The 16,934-nt window shown below is 69.1% G+C and carries 6 protein-coding genes; 2 read left to right on the top strand and 4 right to left on the bottom strand.

Going from position 1 to position 16,934, the window contains the following annotated elements; all coding sequences use genetic code 11:
• Window positions 1-400: 400 nt before the first annotated feature.
• On the bottom strand, window positions 401-1,597 hold the full coding sequence (locus tag C0216_RS15705; RefSeq protein WP_114055891.1) for an aromatic ring-hydroxylating oxygenase subunit alpha: 1,197 nt from the start codon (window positions 1,595-1,597) through the stop codon (window positions 401-403).
• A gap of 543 nt (window positions 1,598-2,140) precedes the next feature.
• Here C0216_RS15705 and C0216_RS15700 point away from each other — a divergent pair.
• The gene (locus C0216_RS15700; RefSeq protein ID WP_342777108.1) at window positions 2,141-2,599 is read left to right on the top strand and encodes an alpha/beta hydrolase; all 459 of its coding nucleotides are present in this window, start codon (window positions 2,141-2,143) and stop codon (window positions 2,597-2,599) included.
• Window positions 2,600-2,671: 72 nt separating this feature from the next.
• On the opposite strand, the gene C0216_RS15695 is transcribed toward C0216_RS15700, so the two are convergent.
• Together C0216_RS15695 and C0216_RS15690 are read right to left on the bottom strand one after the other, a co-directional pair.
• Window positions 2,672-3,139, bottom strand: a complete 468-nt coding sequence (locus tag C0216_RS15695) for a hypothetical protein (protein WP_114055890.1) — start codon at window positions 3,137-3,139, stop codon at window positions 2,672-2,674.
• A 34-nt stretch (window positions 3,140-3,173) separates the two neighbouring features.
• A complete protein-coding gene (locus C0216_RS15690) occupies window positions 3,174-10,343 on the bottom strand; it encodes an RHS repeat-associated core domain-containing protein (protein WP_162793226.1) in 7,170 nt (2,389 codons plus the stop codon).
• Window positions 10,344-10,629: 286 nt separating this feature from the next.
• On the opposite strand from C0216_RS15690, the gene C0216_RS15685 reads away from it, so the two are divergent.
• Complete coding sequence (locus C0216_RS15685) at window positions 10,630-15,534, top strand: FG-GAP-like repeat-containing protein (RefSeq protein WP_162793225.1); 4,905 nt, start codon at window positions 10,630-10,632, stop codon at window positions 15,532-15,534.
• Window positions 15,535-15,726: 192 nt separating this feature from the next.
• Here C0216_RS15685 and C0216_RS15680 read toward each other — a convergent pair whose 3' ends face one another.
• Complete coding sequence (locus tag C0216_RS15680) at window positions 15,727-16,917, bottom strand: ATP-binding protein (protein WP_162793224.1); 1,191 nt, start codon at window positions 16,915-16,917, stop codon at window positions 15,727-15,729.
• Between the last annotated feature and the right edge of the window lie 17 nt (window positions 16,918-16,934).

Here is a 16,934-nt window from a genome sequence, read left to right as displayed (position 1 = left end):
GCTGAGAGGAGTGATGGTCTGAGCGCGGTAGTCGGCCCCTCGGCCGTCACGGGTTGCGCTGCGGGTGTCCGAGGGCGTGTGGGGGCCGGCAGCCAGGACGCTCGTCGAGCGTCCACTTCCGAAGGCGTCCGGCCCGCTGCTGATCCGTTCTCGGAAGTCGATGGACAAGCCGCGCAGACTGCCCGCGGAACCGCTTCGTCCGGGCCTCGGTTCCCCGACGCCCCGCATCTCGGCTGTCGCTGCCCCGCTCGCGCTCCACGACCACTCCCACGGGTGCAGCTCGCGGCGCCGGCAGCAGGCGGCCCGCCCAGGCCGCGAGGGCCGGATGCGTTCCACGAGCAGCGTTCCGTGTACCCGCAGGCGCAGGGCGTGCGGATCGTCCGTTGCGGGCGGTGAAGCGTCAGGGAAGGCGGCTGCGGTGGACGAGGCGGTCGGCGAGGTAGCGCTGGAACTGCCACAGGGGGCGCTCCAGGTGTGAGAAGCGCCCGCCGGACGGCCCAGGATTGGTGGCGAGCCCCCGCTGCACCCCGCGGATGGCCACGGTGTCCTCACTCTGGATGGTCTCCAGCTGCTGACGCGAGGCGTCGACGTAGGCGTCGAATCCCGGCTTCGTCCGGGCTTCGGGCGGCACGAGCACCGTGAAGTGGGCGTCGTGGGTTTCGGGGCCGGTGGGAATCCACCGCGCGAACGTCACGCTGTCCGGCAGGAGGGCCAGCACCAGATGGGGGAAGACACCCGCGATCGTCATCCCCGACAGTTCCCGCTCCCCGAGGCCGGGGATCAGGGCACTGGCCGTCCCTGCTGCGCCGTCCGCCGCCTGCAGGCCGTCGGCTGCGAAGGGGGTGTACATGGTGAACCAGCGTCCGTCGCAGTCGTCGACGACGGTGTCCCTGCCCGGCAGCACCGGATCGAGGGTCGCCGCGTGGCTCCCCATGTGGTGGTAGTTCTCCGAGCCGTTCTCCAGCGCCACCTTCCAGTTCGCCGCCACCCCCTGCCATACGGCGCTGTACGCCACGACGAGGTCCGGCAGCCGGTAGCAGGCGAGCTTGGCCGTCAGCTCATCGAGCTGCGGGCCGAGCGCCGGAGCGTCGGCATCGGCGCAGATCATGATCAGCCCGTTCCAGACCTCTAGGCGGTAGCCGGGCAGCCGGCATGCCGCACGGTCGAAATCGACCTTGTTCATCAGGGGCGCCCCGGCCAGCTGCCCGGCGTACTCGCCGTTCAGCCGGTAGGTCCACGTGTGGTACGGGCACGTCAGCCGCTTCAGGGACCCCTGCTCGGGAGTGGTTTCCGGCGGAAGCACGTCCATGAAGCGGTGCCGGCACACCCGGGACAACGCGTGGAGAGAGCCGTCCTCGTCGCGCGTGATGACCACGGGTTCGCCCAGGACGTCGGTGCGCAGGTAGTCGCCCGGTTCGGCGACCTGGTTCACGTGGCCGGCGCACAGCCAGTCGGCGCGGAAGACGCGGTCCCTCTCCAGGCGATAGAAGTCCTCGCTGGTGTAGGCCCGTGCCGGAAGCGTCTCGCCACGCTCCAGCGGGAGCGCCGCCAAGCGCGTCAGGTCCTCCAACAGAAGATCGAGTTCTCGGTGCGGCATGGTGCCACCACCCTTCTTCAGGTCCTTCTCATCGTTCGCCCGAAGCCCTGGGCAGCGAATCGCCGCGAAGACCGATATCCGAGTAGTCCCTTCGGATGAGACGGCACCGTCTCAATCGATCAACGCATGTTTCATCACGTGCCCGTCTACCACGCGGAATCACGGCTCCGGGCGGCGCTGCCATGCGTACGGCGCCTGCGATCAGTGGCGGTGCTGCTTCGCGGGCGGCTCGGCAGAGCCGAGGGAGGGTCCGTCGGCGTGCCTACCGTTACCCGCCCGTCTGCGGCTCGCCGACCGACCTGATGCGACCGTCGGTGGCGCGCGCCGACAAGGACCCGATCGTCATCGACGGCCAGAAGATCACCGGTGACGACATACGCTCGGCCCGGCCGGTGCTCTTCTACCCGAAGGAGGCGGCGCAGTTCGTGCAGGCCCTCAAGGCGGCCGCGGAGGGCCGGACGTCCCCGAAACCGCCTCCCGGGCCGGTTCCGCCGCGCCGCCGAGCCCGCCTCGGACAACGGCACGGCGGTCTTCTGGGCCGTGGTGTGCGGCAACACCGACGCCTGGCCGCGCGACCCGGAGCAGTACTGGCGCGTCGCGGTCCGCGACAAGAAGCGATACCCGCTCTACGGTGCCTTCGCCTCGAACATCACGCCGTGCGCGTTCTGGGACCGGCCGGCCGAGCCGGTCACGAACGTCAACAACCGCACGCCGGTGCTGACCGTCCAGAACGAGCGGGACTCCCAGACCCCGCTGACCAGCGGCGAAGGGCTGCACCGCGCGATGAAGGGATCCCGCATGGTCCTGGCGGCCGGCGGCGAGGGCCACGGCGTGTACCTCTTCGACCCGTCGTCGTGCGCGAACGCGCCGGTCACGGCGTACCTGTCCACGGGCCGCCCGCCGTACGAGGACATCACCTGCACCATACCCCCGCGTGAGGGCGAGCGCCTGACGGGCCCGAAGCCGGCCCCGCCGTTCCCGGTCCCGACCGACCGCTTCTGACCCACAGCTTCCGGATATGGCGAAGCCCTGCCGAGGCATGTCGCCTCGGCAGGGCTTCGAGCTGTTCTGCTCCTACCAGACCGACTGGATGAGCACGTCGCGCACCCAGCCGGAGAACGGGTCCGAGGACGGGTCCTCAGGCGTCACGAGGGATACGTGGAACCCTTCCGGAACCAGGATGAACGAGTCGTGCCAGTCCGCTCCGGTGCCGACTTCCACTCCCCGGTCGACCTTGACCGAGAACTGGCGGAACGGCTTGTAGAAGACCGCGAACGGGCCTTCTCCGTCCGCCCCCAGGGCATACCCCTGTTCCTCCCAGAAGTCCTCCATGGCGAGGTCGCGACTGAAGGTCGCGACCTCCGACTCACCGCGATCGCCTTCGGGGTCGAGGACGATCGCGCCGAAGTCGAAGGAGCGGTGGTCGGCCCCGTTCTGCAGGTACGCCGGCCACCTCTCGGCGAGCTTCGACGAGAAGCGGCGGAACAGGTCACCGGGCGAACCGCCCAGGACGAGATCCGTCGCGTATCCGGAGAAGTCCACGGCTATCCGTCACCGTTCTGGTCATCGTTCCTGGTCATCTCAGCCCCTTGGTCGCGCCATGATAAAGGATCTTGGCCTTGGAGATGTCCAGATCCTCCGGACTGAACCAGACGTGTTCGCGTCCTCCTCGGAGGCGTCCGGCGACCTTGCAGGCACACACTTCGAATTGGATGACGTACTCGGACTTCTCTCGCGTCAGTCCGAGGAACGACTTGAATCCGCCAGGCTTCTTGGCAAGGTCCGCCGGGCTCATTCCCGTGACGTACGCGCCCTTCGGATTCCCCTTGGAGGGCGCCGACGCCTTGATGGTGATTCCCTGCTTGCTGCCACCACTCATGATCTTCTGGTAGTTCTCCTTGGTCGTGTAGTGGTAGGCCGTGACCGTCTTGTTGCAGTTGTGGACGAGGAGCGGAGTGACTCCGGCCACCACGTAGTACGTGTGGTGCTTGGCGACGGTGAGGTTGTGGACCCGCTTCTGCTCGGTCCACGCCTTGACCGCGGTGACCTGGATCCAGGTCCCCGTGTCCGTCTGGAGCCACTGGCCGGGTCGCAGCTCGGCGGCCTTGACCCACTCGCGCAGCGTCGGCAGCCAGAAGGGGTGGCCGTCCGTCGCGGTGACGGTCTCGGTCGCCTCTCCCCGGTCGCCGTCGGTGTCGACGGTTACCTCGACCAGCTTTTTCCGGCCTTCACCGACGATCAGCGAGACGACCTGCTCTGCCGACGTGCTGCCGGTTTCGGCGTCGGTCGCGGCGACCTCGTCACCGATCCGGACGTCCTCGATCGCCTTGGTGGAACCGTCGGCGAGCAGCACCTTCGTGCCGGGCACGAAGCTGTTGCACTCGCCCGGCTCGTCATCGGCGTCCTTCTTGGCGGCCTTCCTGGTCTCCTTGGACTTGGTGGCCTTGCCGTCCTTGTCCGCCTTCTTGGCCTTGGCCGCGGCTTCCTTCGCCTGCCGGGCTGCTGTCGCCTTCGCTTCCGCGGCCTTCTTGGCCGCCGCTGCCGCCTGTTCCTGTGCGGCCCGCCTGGCCGCGGCCGCTTCCTCCTCCAGTTTCTTGGCCCGTTCGGCGGCCTCCTGGACTTGGCGCTTCCACTCCGCGAGGTCCTCGGCGTACTTCGCCATCGCCTGCTGGTAGCGCTGGGCGCGCGCGATGATGTCCCGGGCGAGCTGCAGCTTGCCCATCCAGCTGTTGTAGGCGTCCCAGGCCCGGTCGAGGGCCTGCAGGATGCGCTTGGCCTTGCCCGCGAAGGGAAGTGCCGCCTCGAACGCGAGCATGCCGCAGGCACCCCAGTCACCGCCCAGGCACGCCTTGATGTCGTTGTAGCCGGAGGCGTCCTTGAGGATGCCGACGGCGACGTCGAGCGCGACGTCGAGGGCGCTGCGGCCCTTCGCCCAGTTCGCCCACGCCAGCTCGGCGTCGGTGAAGTCCTTGACCGGCATCACCGGCGGCGCGATCGACAAGCCGCTGGGGTCACTGAAGGTGACCGGCGAGTTGTTCGCGTAGGCGTAGGGGTTCTGCTGCTTGGGCTCGTTGAAGTCGATCACCGGGTCGACGGAGATGAACCGCCCTGTCATCGGGTCGAATTCACGCGCCCCCAGGTGGACCAGCCCCGTGGAGTCGTCCACCTCCCCGCCGATGAAGCCCTTCTTGTCGGGCCAGATGGAGGGGGCGGTGCCCCGGACCTCGCCGAACGGAGTGAACTTGCGCCGGGAGACCTCCTGGGTCGCCTGGTCGACGCTCGTGTTCGCCGTGCCGTTGTGGTCCTGGAGCAGGTACGAGGTGGAGACCGCGCCGTCCTTGGCGGTGCGCACCATGACGGGGCCGGCCGGGTGGGCGTAGTACCGCGTGCCCTCGACCTTGCCGCCGGGGGTGAGCTTCACCTCGGTGCCCGGCAGGTACAGCGTGGTGCCGGACGGGTCGCGCTTGATCAGCCGGTTGCCACCGACGTCGTAGACGTACTCCGTGGTCTTGGAGCCTTCGGTGACCTTGGCCAGGCGGCCCTCGGTGTCCCAGTCGAAGTCCTGGGTGTTGCCCTGGATGGTGCGCTTGTCGGTGTTGCCGGCCTCGTCGTAGGTGAACGAGTCGGACCGGACGCCCTGCGGCCCGGTGGTGCCGAGCTGCTGCAGGCGGTTGGCCGCCGCCTTGCCGGGCGTGCCGTACTTGTAGTCGCGCGTGACGTCCTTGGCGGTCCCGCCGGTGGGCGAGTGCTGCACCTCCTTGATGCGGTTGCCGGCCGCGTCGAAGCTGTAGGACGACCAGTACGGGTTGGGGCCGCCCACCTTGGGCTTCGAACCCGGTCCGGCGGCGCCCGGCTTGGCCGCGCAGTCGTCGGTGGCCGTCCACGCGTCGCTCATGCGGCGCATGTAGTCGTAGGCGAAGCACTGCGTGTCGGTGGTGCCGGAGGCTTCCGGCCCCTCCTTGTCAGTGATCTTGAGGATGTTGCCGATGGTGTCGTACTCGTACGACGTGTCGCTGATCCGGCCCGGGGCCTTCTCACGGTCGTAGACCTGCCGGGTCAGCCGGCGGGTCTGCTCGTCGTAGAAGCTGGTCGAGTACACCTGGGACCCGGCGGGCCCCGCCTCCGTCCGCAGGACGTCGCCCATCGGCGAGTAGTCGACCTTGCCCACGAACGTCTTCCCCGCGACACCCATGACCGTGGGGAGTTCGAAGTGGTTGTAGGTCATGGTCATGCGCTCGGCGGGCAGTCCGCCGATCGCGGGCTGCTGCGTCCATGCCGTCAGACCGGTGTTGGGCCGGTAGCCGACGTTGAACGTGTACGTGCCGGCCAGCGCACCCTCGGACTGAGGGATCGTCACCGAGGTACCGGTGGGCCGGTATTCCTCGTCGTAGCCGTTGATCGACTGGGTGTACGCGTTGCCGTTGACGTAGCGCGTCGAGGACACGGGCAGCCCGACGGCGCCGGGCAGCGTGTCGTACACGGTCTCGGTGAGCTTGGGACCGGCCAGCGAGCCGTCGTGTGTCGCCGTGGTCCGGCCCAGCACGTCATAGGCGAAGGCCACCGTCTTGCCTCGGGCGTCGGTGATCGACTCCAGCCGGTCACCCTTGCCGTAGGCCATCCTCGACGTGCCCTTGTCGGGGTCCTTCATCGTGACCTGGCGCCCGCGGAGGTCGTACTCCCAGGACCAGGTGTCGCCGGCCTCGTTGACGACCGACTCCAGCTCGCCGCGGATGTCGTACGAGTACCGCGTCGTGTCGTACGCGCCCGTCGGCGAGTCCGAGCGGTAGTGGCGCAGCTCGGTCTTGCGGCCCTGGCCGTCGAGGAAGGCCCGGGTGGGCGTCTCGCCGGTCGGGGGGTCGACGGTGATGTTGTCGCCGCCGTACACGGTGGTCGTGCGGGACGTCTCCTCGCCGAACTTGCGGGAGATCTGCGCCGTCGGACGGCCGGATCCGTCGTACTGGGTCAGGGTCGAGGCCGGGACCTCTTTGTCCTTCGGGGCGAACTGCTCACCGGAGGCGGTGCCAGCGGTGTAGTAGGCGCCGTTGGACTTCCAGACCTGGCCGAGGCTGTTGTAGAAGGTGTCGCTGATGACCCGGCCGCCGCCGAGGGCCTCCATCTGGGTCTGGCGGATGCGCAGGCTGCTGTCGAAGATCTCGTAGCTGCTGCGGTAGGTGCCGTCGTCCAGGAGGCTCTTGGTGGAGATGACCACCGGCTTGTCGGGGCGGACGTCGTAGGAGAACTCGGCGTCCGGCGACTTGGTGTCGGGGTCGCGGTTCGGGGACCACGCCTTGACCAGGCGGCCCAGCGGGTCGTACTGCAGGACCTCGCGCCGGTTGTTGGTGTTTTTCTTGACCAGGACCGAGCCGCGGCCGCGGTCGGTCTCCACCGTCTCGGTGTGACCGAGGGGGTTGGTGGTGACCGTCTTGGTGACGAGCTGGTCGGCGGCCGGCGAGTAGTCGATCTTCGTGACCTTGCCGAAGACGTCGGTCATGGTCTTCGGACGGCCATACGCGTCGAAGGTGACCGAGCCGTCGGTGGTGTACTGCGGCCGGCCGTTCGCGTAACCGGACAGCGACTCCGTGCGCGACAGGTTGCCCGCGGCGTCGTAGAACATCCGGGCGTCGGAGACGAGGTCGTCCGGGCGCTTGACGTCCTTCGCGTCACACGCCTTGCCGACCGTCTCGACCCGCTTCTCCCGGCCGATGATCCACTGCGCCTCGTCCGAGTCGTACTCGAAGCGGGTGCAGCTGTCGTCCTTGGTGTCGGCGACGTCGCCGAGGTCCGAGACCCACTTGGGCAGGCCGCGGTCGTCGAACTCCGTGTGCTGGGCCGTACGGCGCCAGCCGCGGTTGTCCGACAGCAGGATGCGCGAGCCCACGTCGGTGGTGCCCCGGACGTACGCCTCCAGCGGCTCGATCCCCGGACGCACGCGCGTCGCGGTCGGGCCGTGGATCCACGGGGTGTAGGTGGTGGCCGCCTCCAGCTGTCCGCCTTCGCCGTTGTAGGCGAGGACCTCGCGGGTCTGGCCCGAGAAGAGCCGGTGGTCGGTCATCTCCTTGCCCTCGGAGTCCTTGACCTTGACGGAGCGCTTGCCGCCCGCGGGCGTCGCGCGGTCGCCGTCGAGGCCGCGGAAGAAGAGGGTCTCGGTCTGGGAGCGCTTGTCGGGTGCCGCGCCGATGAGGGTGCGTACGCGCTCGTAGCCGCGCCACTGCGACCACGTGCGGGTACCCGGCCGCATCATCTCGGTCTCGTCGTCGTACGCCCACGCGGGCTTGCCCAGGTACTGGTACTCGGTGACGCGCGTCGGCGAGTTGCCGTTGCGGTCCTCCTCCTGGACGCGGCCGACGACGTGCTTGTGGAACCAGTCGGTGACGTAGAGCTTCTTCTCGCGCTTGGGGTCGTTCGGGTCCGGTATCTCGGTGATGACCGGGAAGCAGCGCAGCGTGTTGGACTCGGGAGCGTCCGGGACGACCCGCGGGTTCGCGGCCCGGCACTCCGGCTCCTTGAACTGCACGTTGACGGTCGAACCGGTCTCGGTGTCGATCGCCTCGATGCGGTAGCGGTAGTACGGCGGCTTGCCGTCGCCCATGCCGTCGACGCGGTTGGGCAGCTGCTTGCCGCGGAAGGTGACCGGCGGAAGCGCGATCTCCTTGCCGCTCTTGTCGTTCTTGCCGATGTGCTGGATGGCGGCGAGCCACAGCGGGTAGTCGGTGCCGTCACCGGTCTGCGGGAAGTCCTGGGTCAGTTTCCAGGTGTCGACGGCCTTGTGGGCGGTGCCGTCCCAGACCTTGGTGGTGATCTCCGTCAGGCGCTTGCGGGAGAAGAAGGTCGGGGTGAACCGGCCCTTGCACTCCTCCTTGGCGGCGCACAGCTGGTCACCGGGGGTGTCCGGCCACATCTTGGCGATGTTCCAGTCGACCTCCGGCTTCAGCTTCGCCTCGGCGCAGTCGAAGGCCTTGGTCTTCAGGCAGCGTTCGGCGACGGTGAAATCGACCTGGGCCGGGGCCGGGGCGAAGAGGTTGTCCTTGCGCAGGCCGTACGAGATGTGGTCGAGCCAGCCGGCACGGTCGTAGGCGCGGTTGGTGGAACCACCGGCGATCTTGTAGTTCGACCCGTAGTGGTTGACCTCCTTCTTGTACCAGTAGGTCATGGCGTTGCCGCGCGGGTCCACGACGTAGTCGAGGTTCCAGCGGTAGACCTGGTCGCACACGGAGCCGGCGAAGTCGCCCTGCTTGAAGCAGTCCTCGCCGCGGTGGTTGCCGTAGACGGGGACCAGGAGGGCGGAGTTGGTGACAGGCTTGCCCGCGGTCCAGCCCGGCACCTTGTTCAGGCCGAAGTGGAACTGGATGCCCTGGGCGGTGGTGACCCGCCAGTGCTCGCCCTTCTTGTCACCGTTGTCGGCGCCGGTCAGCAGCTCCACGCGGGAGCCGTCGTCGGTCGCCGGGCGCCACTGGCCGCTCTTGTCATCCCGCACGAGGACCGTGGAGCCCCCATTGAGGGACATGGTGACCATGTTCACGCCGTGGCAGAGGTCACCGGTGTCGTCCTTGGGGTTGTTGAACCCCGAGCCTTCCTTCTTGTCCTGGCTGCAGGGGGTGAAGGATCGCTCGATGTAGTTCGACCCCAGGTCCCAGCCGTCGCCGACCCAGGAGGTCTGCTGCGAGGAGGCGGAGGTGCGGCCGTCGATCGCGGCGCTGGAGTAGCCGAGCGCCAGCGAGGGGCTCGGGCCGCCGAGCGAGGCCGGGATCTCCAGCGGGTAGGACCAGGAGAAGTCGCCGGCCGAGCCGCCGGCCTGCCAGGAGCCTGTCGGGCTCAGCGAGGTGGCCTTGAACGTGCCGTTGGCGCCGTCCGCGCTCGGAGCGGCGGCCAGCACCGTCGCCGGGGCGGCGGCGGGCGCGGCGGCCATCGCGGCCGCGCCGGACTTGGCGCTGGGCGAGGGCGCGGCGGCGGGCGCGTCGAAGGTGGCCGTCAGGGTGCCCGTGTACGGGTCGTTCGTGGCGGTCACGGGAGTGCCGGTACGGCACTCCGCCCGCTCGGGTGTGGTCAGCGCGCAGGCGGGCAGCGCGGTGAAGCGCAGCCGGGAACCCCAGCTGCCGCCGTAGGCGTTCTTGAAGGCGTTGTAGTCGAGTTCGACCGAGACCGGGGCGCCGGCCTTGCCGGTGTCGGTCCGCTTGACCGACAGCAGCAGGCCGCCGGGCACACCGGCCTTGCTCGCCGCGGCGCGGTCGTGGAGGTCGACCTTGACCTTGACGTCGGAGGCCGGCTGCGGCTCGGCGGAGGGGGCCGCGCTCAGCGCGGACCGGCCCTGGGCCCTGGCCTGCTCGCGCTGGGCCACGGCGTTGCCCGCCGAGACCCGCACCGGCAGCGATCCGGCGCGCGTCTGGGTGACGGCCGGGGCGAGCGGACCGTCCGCGGACGGCGCGGCGAACATCCGGCCCACCGGGGCGGCTGGCGTGGTCGCGGGCACGGCGACCTCGGCCGTCCCGGCCGCGGGCCAGGCCACCTTGGGCGGCGCGGTCCACTTGTTGCGCTGGGACTCACCGGGGGCGGGTGCGGGCTTGCCGGTGACCGGCGCGCCCGAGACCTTGGTGAGGCGCTGGAGGCCGGGCCGCTTCGGCGCGTCGGCGGCGGTTGCCGCCGGAGCGCTCAGGCCCGTGACGAGGAGTGAGATACCGAGAAGTGGAATGGGCCAGCGCCATGCGCGTCTGCGCCGCGCATCGCTAGCGTACCGATAGGGATTACGCAAATTATATCCCGTGACAGGTCGCGCGTGAATCAGAATATACACGCTTTCGAACAACTCCCGAGAACGTAACAGCAGCTGTCGGGGCCCCCGGACCACCACCAGCCGGAATCATTTATTCCGGCCCGCAGAAGTGGCCAAAACGGGCATACATGTAGGGTGAAACGGAGGGTGGAATTCCGAATACTAATCCCCACGCGCATCCCATGAGAAGCTCGGGCGACCGCAAAAACACACGTGCGCCCGAGCCGTTCTCCCCGGACGCACGGATCGACATTGAGGAACATTCGTGAGACCACCTCTGGCGCGCCTGCGCGCCACCGATCCGCCACCCCGCTGGAAGGTGTCGGCGCTGGTCACGACGCTTGCGCTGACCGTGGGCCTGATCGGGGTCGCCCCCGTGGCCGCCGCGGCCGGGGAGACCGGAAAGACCACCGGGACGGAAGGCGCGGCGGCCGCGGGCGAGGGAAACAAGGCGGCGGCCGAGGCCAAGCGGACCGGCAAGCCAGTCGAGATCGTCGGGCAGCGCACCGAGACGGACGAGGTCTGGGCGAATCCGGACGGGACCTTCACGGCCGAACGCGCCCTCGTACCCGTACGGGTCCGCAAGGCAGGAAAGCTGATTCCGGCGGATGCCACCCTCGAACGGGGAAAGAACGGCACGCTGACGCCGAAGGCGGCGGACATCGGGCTGGCCTTTTCCGGCGGCGGTGACGCGCCCCTCGCCGTGATGTCGAAAAACGGAAGGAACGTTTCTCTTTCCTGGCCGAAGCCGCTCCCCGCTCCCACGGTCGAGGGCAACACCGCCCTCTACCCCGAGGTGCTCCCGGGCGTGGACCTGCGCGTCACGGCGCACGTGGACAGCTTCGCGCACGCCCTGATCGTCAAGTCCCGCGAGGCCGCCGCCAACCCGGCCCTGTCGCGGCTCGACTTCACCCTCAAGGGCGAGGGCCTGAGCATACGGGCCGAGGCCGACGGCCAGCTGCACGCGGTGGACCCGGCCGGCCAGACCGTCTTCGGCTCGGCCAAGCCGCAGATGTGGGACGCCGGCGGCGAGAACCCGCAGGCGGGCGCCGTACCGGCCGCGCCGGGGACGAAGTTCCTGCGCTCGGCCCCCGGAGCCTTCGGCCCGGCCGCCGCCGCGCCCCAGGGCATCACGAACGGCACCAAGCAGGCCGACCTGGGGGTCGAGCTCAAGGGCGAGAAGCTCACGCTGACGCCCGACAGGCAACTGCTGGACGCGGCCGGCACCACGTACCCGGTGGTCATCGACCCGACCTGGGACGCGTGGAAGACGGCGTGGACGATCGCGTACAAGCACAACGCCTTCCCGTCCTCGGCCGGCACCAACTACTGGAACGGCGGCACGCTCAGCAAGGACGCCCGCGTCGGCTGCGCCAAGGACGCCCGGAACGGCAACGCCGTCATCTGCGCCAAGACCTTCTTCCAGGTCGGCATGAAGGACTACTGGGACAAGCAGATCCTGGAGTCCACACTGCGCATCAAGCAGAAGTCGGCCGGCTCCTGGAGCTGCAAGTCCGGTGACATCCAGGTCTGGGACACCGGCACCATCTCCAAGTCCACCACCTGGAACAACCAGCCCGACTGGCAGCGGCTCGTGGACGCCACCGGTCAGTCCTACGGCGGGCGCAACTGCCCCGGCGACGGCGACCTGATCGAGCTGAACGTCAAGTCCGCCGTGGCGGAGGCCGCGAAGAAGCACTGGGGCAGCTGGACCTTCGGCCTGAAGGCCGCCAAGGACACCGTCGACGTCTCCTGGCGCAAGCTCGACCCGAACAGCGCCCGGATCTCGACCAAGTTCAACACCCCGCCCCCGGCCCCCAAGGAGCGCTCCACGGACCCGTCCGTGCCGTGCACCGGCGGCGTGATCGGCATCACCGACCAGGTGGTCCTGCGCGCCCGGATCACGGACAAGGAGGACAACTCCCTCTACGCCGAGTTCCACTACTGGAAGGTGGGGGACGGCCCGGTCAAGACCAAGGTCAAGGTCACCAACGGCAACATCGCCCAGCTGCCCATCCCGGCCGCCAAGCTCGACGGCACCTACCGCTGGGACGTGCGCACCCTGGACGGCGTCACCACCGGCCCGTGGGCCGGCCAGTGCACCTTCACCTTCGACCGCACCCGGCCCGACAAGCGGCCGAGCGTGACGTCGGCGCAGTTCCCCGAGAACACCGACGACCCGGAGAAGGTCCCGTTCGTCCGGACCAAGGGCACCTTCACCCTGGGCGCCAACGGAGTCAAGGACGTCGTCGCCTACCGCTACTGGACCGACTCCAACCCCAAGGTCGAGGAGAAGCGGGCGGCCGCCGCGGGCGGCTCCGTCGAGATCCCCTACGAGCCGACCACAGCCGGCCCGCAGCGCCTGTTCGTGCGCAGCGTCGACGGCTCGGGCAACCCGTCGGACCTCAAGGAGTACCTGTTCTACGCCAAGCGCTTCCCGACGCGTGACAAGCCGGGCGACCTCAACGGCGACGGCAACGTCGACATGTGGAGCGTGGACCCGGGCTCCGGCGAGCTGTGGATGCACCCCGGCAAGGGCGACGGCACGTTCGGCTTGTCCCGGCAGCTCGACCGCGGCTCCTTCGCGGACGTCACCTCGCTGACCCACCGCGGCAGCTGGAACGAGGACTACTACGAGGACCTCGTCACCCTGCAGCCGAGCCCGGACAACTCGCGCAAGAACCTCTACGTCTACCCCGGCCGCGGCAACGGCGACATCGAGGAGGCCGACGCGGAGCGCATGGAGCTCCAGGTCGGCAACCCCGACGCCGACGACCACTGGGCCAATGCCGAGCAGGTCCTGGCGATCGGCAGCGTCAACGACGACAACAGCGACGGCCAGGTCGTCGAGGTCGAGAAGGCCGGCGACCCGAAGAAGGCGGACCAGCCCGACCTGCTGGTGAAGTCCGGGGACCAGCTGTGGCTGTACCTCGGCTCCCCGGTCGGCTTCCTCGACGCGATCAGCGAGCCCATCCTGCTCGGCAACGCCGACTGGAAGAACATGACGCTGATGGCGCCGGGCGACCTCAACGGTGACGGGCTCCCCGAGATCTGGGCCCGGGACACCGTGTCCGGCAGCATCCACCAGTACACCAGCCGTCCGGCCACCGACCCGGCCTCGCCGACGGCCGTGGACCTGACGCTCTACGCCGACCCGGCGGTGCGCGCCACCTCCCTCGGCAGCGGCTTCACCGGCGCGGCGTACGCGCACCTGACGAGCAACGGCGACTTCGAGCGCGACGGCTTCGCGGACCTGTGGTCACGCGACGGCGACGGCCGGATCACCGAGTTCCCGGGCCGCGCCCCCGCCGGCGGCTCCGCCTTCGGCGCCGGCCGCCAGCTGGTCCTCGGCGGCACCTCGTGGTCCGAGTGCCGGGAGTTCAGCTCCACCGGCACCGGCAAGCACAGCCTGTGCGGTCCGATCCTGGCCAAGTTCCTGGCCAAGGGCGGCACCGCCAAGCTCGGCTTCCCCTCGACCGACGTGCTCGTCGCCCCCGACGGGGTCGGCCGCTACATCAACATTCGCGGCATCGGCCAGACGGCGGACAACGGCTCCATCTACTGGCACCCGAGTACCGGCGCCTGGGTGGTATGGGGTTCGATCCGCGCCAAGTGGCTCGCCCTCGGCGCGGAGAAGGGCATCCTCGGCTACCCGACCTCGGACGAGTCGCCGACCTTTGACGGCGGCCGGTTCAACACCTTCTCCTCAGCCACCGGGGGCAAGGGCGGCATCTTCTACTCGAAGGACACCGGTTCCTTCGAGGTCCACGGGGCTGTCTTCGCCAAGTACATGTCCCTCGGCGGCCCGGCCGGCTACCTCGGCTACCCGGTCACCGACGAGCGGGTCGCGGCGGACAAGGTGGGCCGCTACAACCACTTCCGTCAGCGTTCCGAGACGGGCGAGACCGGTTCCATCTTCTGGACCAGGGCCACCGGCGCCTGGTCGGTGCACGGCGGGATCCGCAGCAAGTGGCTCGCGCTGGACGCCGAGCGGGGCGCCCTCGGGTACCCGACCTCCGACGAGTACGATGTCGCGGGCGGCCTGCGCGAGGACTTCCAGAAGGGGTACATCCGCTGGAACCGGACGACGGGCGCGGCCGTCGAGCACCAGCCCGGCGACCGCACGGCGCACCTGCGCACCGACCTGTCGGGCGACTTCAACGGCGACGGCCGCACGGACATGGCCACCGTCTACGACTACGGTGACAACACCACGGCCCTGTGGGTGCTCGACGCCCGCGCCGACGGCGGCTTCGAGGAGCCGACCGTCCGCTGGACCAGCGGCAAGGGCAGCTTCTCGTACGCCCGCGCCAAGTGGGTGACCGGTGACTTCAACGGCGACGGGCGCACGGACATCGCGGCGGTGTACGGCTACGCCGACGGCTCCAACGCGCTGTGGACGTTCGTGTCGAACGCGACGGGCACCTTCACCCCGGTCAAGGGCCTGACGGCCGCGAAGGGCAGCTTCGACTGGTCCAAGGGCATCTACCTCGCCGGTGACTTCAACGGCGACAAGAAGGCCGACATCGCCATGGTCTACGACTACGGCGGCGGCGCGGCCGGGCTGCACACGTGGACCTCGAAGGGTGACGGCACCTTCAACTCCGCCGTCGCCAGCTGGAAGGTCGCCGCCGGCAACTGGTGGATCTTCCACGCCACGTTCCGCGCCGGTGACACCAACGGCGACGGCCGCGACGACATCCTCGCGCTGTACGGCTACACGGCCGGCGGCGTGGCGATGTTCACCTTCCCGGCCCAGGCGAACGGCGGTTTCGCGGCACCGGTCAAGTCCTGGACCCAGACCAAGGAGCAGTGGGACTACGCGCGGACGAAGTTCACGGTCGGCGACTACAACGGGGACGGCCGCGACGACGCCGCCCTGATGTACGACCACGGCGACGGCCACGCCTCGCTGTCCACGCTGCTCGCCCAGCCGGACGGCACGGTGGGCGCCGCCGTGCGCAGCTGGGACACGCCGGAGAAGTACTGGTACGCCTCCAGCGCCGGCATGCCGGTCTCGGGCGACGCGGACGGTGACGGCCGCGACGACGTGATGAGCATGTACAACTACCACAGCGGCGCCACCGGCGCGTTCACGTTCAAGAGCCGGCCCGACGGCGGGTTCGAGAACGGCTTCCTGAGCTGGCAGACCCTGCCCGGCACGTGGTGAGCACCGCGTAGGTCAGGCCCTGCCGAAGAGCTGGCCGAGGCCCCGCACCGTCGCGTACGGTGCGGGGCCTCGTCGTGCTCAGACCGTGAGGGGCCGCTGGCCCGGGTCTGTCAATCGAGCGGTGTAACGGCGGTGGGTGGGGTTAGTGACGGCCGGCTTTCCGCAGCACGTCAGTAACCTCGAGCACCCTGGTTACACCGTTCGATTGACAGAGCCGGTATTGACGATGTGGCGGATGATGGCTGCGGCTTTGTTTGGGTTGCGGTCCAGCCAGTCGGCGAGGTGTTGGCGGATGACCTCTTGGACGTAGGTGTCCGCTTCGGGATTGCTGAGCCTGGTTCTGGTGGATCCCTCGAAGACGGGATGGGCGAGCTTTACGGACACGACCGCGGTCAGGCCCTTGTGGACGGCCTCGGCTGTGAGGTCCTCGTCCTCTGCGGATATCTGCCGTTGACGGCGCGCGTGCTCGTTGACGACAGACGTGAGCGCGGTACGGAAGCCCACTTCGTGGGCGCTGCCTTCATGAGTGCGGGTGCTGTTCGCGAAGGAGAGGAACTCTCCCGGGGACCAGGTGTTCCACTGCATGGCGACCTGCACGGAGATCGTCTGCTCCTCGTTCTCCGACGTGAAGCCGATGGCGGGGGAGTGGACGAGACTCGGGGGGTAGGGGTTGAGGTGGGCGACGTAGGCGCGAAGGCCGTCAAGGTGGTGGTGACGGACCGGCCGCTCCGGACGCTCGTCGGTGAGTGATATGGCCAGGCCCCCGTTGAGGAAGGCCAGTTCCTGGAGGCGCTGCGACAGCGTGGCGAACGACCACAAGGTGGTCTCGAAGATGTCGGCGTCTGGCAGGAACACAATCGCGGTGCCGTGTCCGCTGCTCTCTTCGTGCCTTGTCAAGGCACTGATCGGGATGCCTTTCTCGTACTCCTGGGTCCAACGGTGGCCGTCCCGGTGGACCTCGACCGTGAGACGGCTCGACAGCGCGTTGACCACGCTCAGGCCCAGGCCGTTGATGCCGCCGGACACCCAGTAGCCGGTGCGGGGCTTGGGGACGAAGGACAGTTCCGTCAGTTCGCGTTCGATGGCGGACTTGCCTGCAGGTTCCTGCACCTCGACGGGCAGGCCTCGCCCGTTGTCCACGACGCGAATGCCGCCGTCGGCGGTGATCGTGACGTCGATGGCGTCGGCATGGCCGGCCATGTGCTCGTCGACGGCGTACGAGACGACCTCGTAGACCATGTGGTGCAGGCCGCGCTCGCCGGTCGAGCCGAGGTACATGCCGGGCCGCCTGCGTACCGCCTCGAGGCCCTCGAGTACCTGGATGTGACTGGCTTCGTACTCGTTCACGTTTACGGGCTGACTGGGGTTGCCGGATTCGGTCATGAAGCACCCTCCCTGGG

Origin of the sequence: Streptomyces globosus (assembly GCF_003325375.1) — a bacterium.
Classification (GTDB): domain Bacteria; phylum Actinomycetota; class Actinomycetes; order Streptomycetales; family Streptomycetaceae; genus Streptomyces; species Streptomyces globosus_A.
This window is presented reverse-complemented; position numbering and strand designations above follow the sequence as displayed.

Bases quoted from the DNA above. Each gene is read 5' to 3' on its own strand.
- C0216_RS15705 (WP_114055891.1), bottom strand. From the start codon at position 1,597: ATGCCGCACCGAGAACTCGATCTTCTGTTGGAGGACCTGACGCGCTTG.
- C0216_RS15680 (WP_162793224.1), bottom strand. From the start codon at position 16,917: ATGACCGAATCCGGCAACCCCAGTCAGCCCGTAAACGTGAACGAGTAC.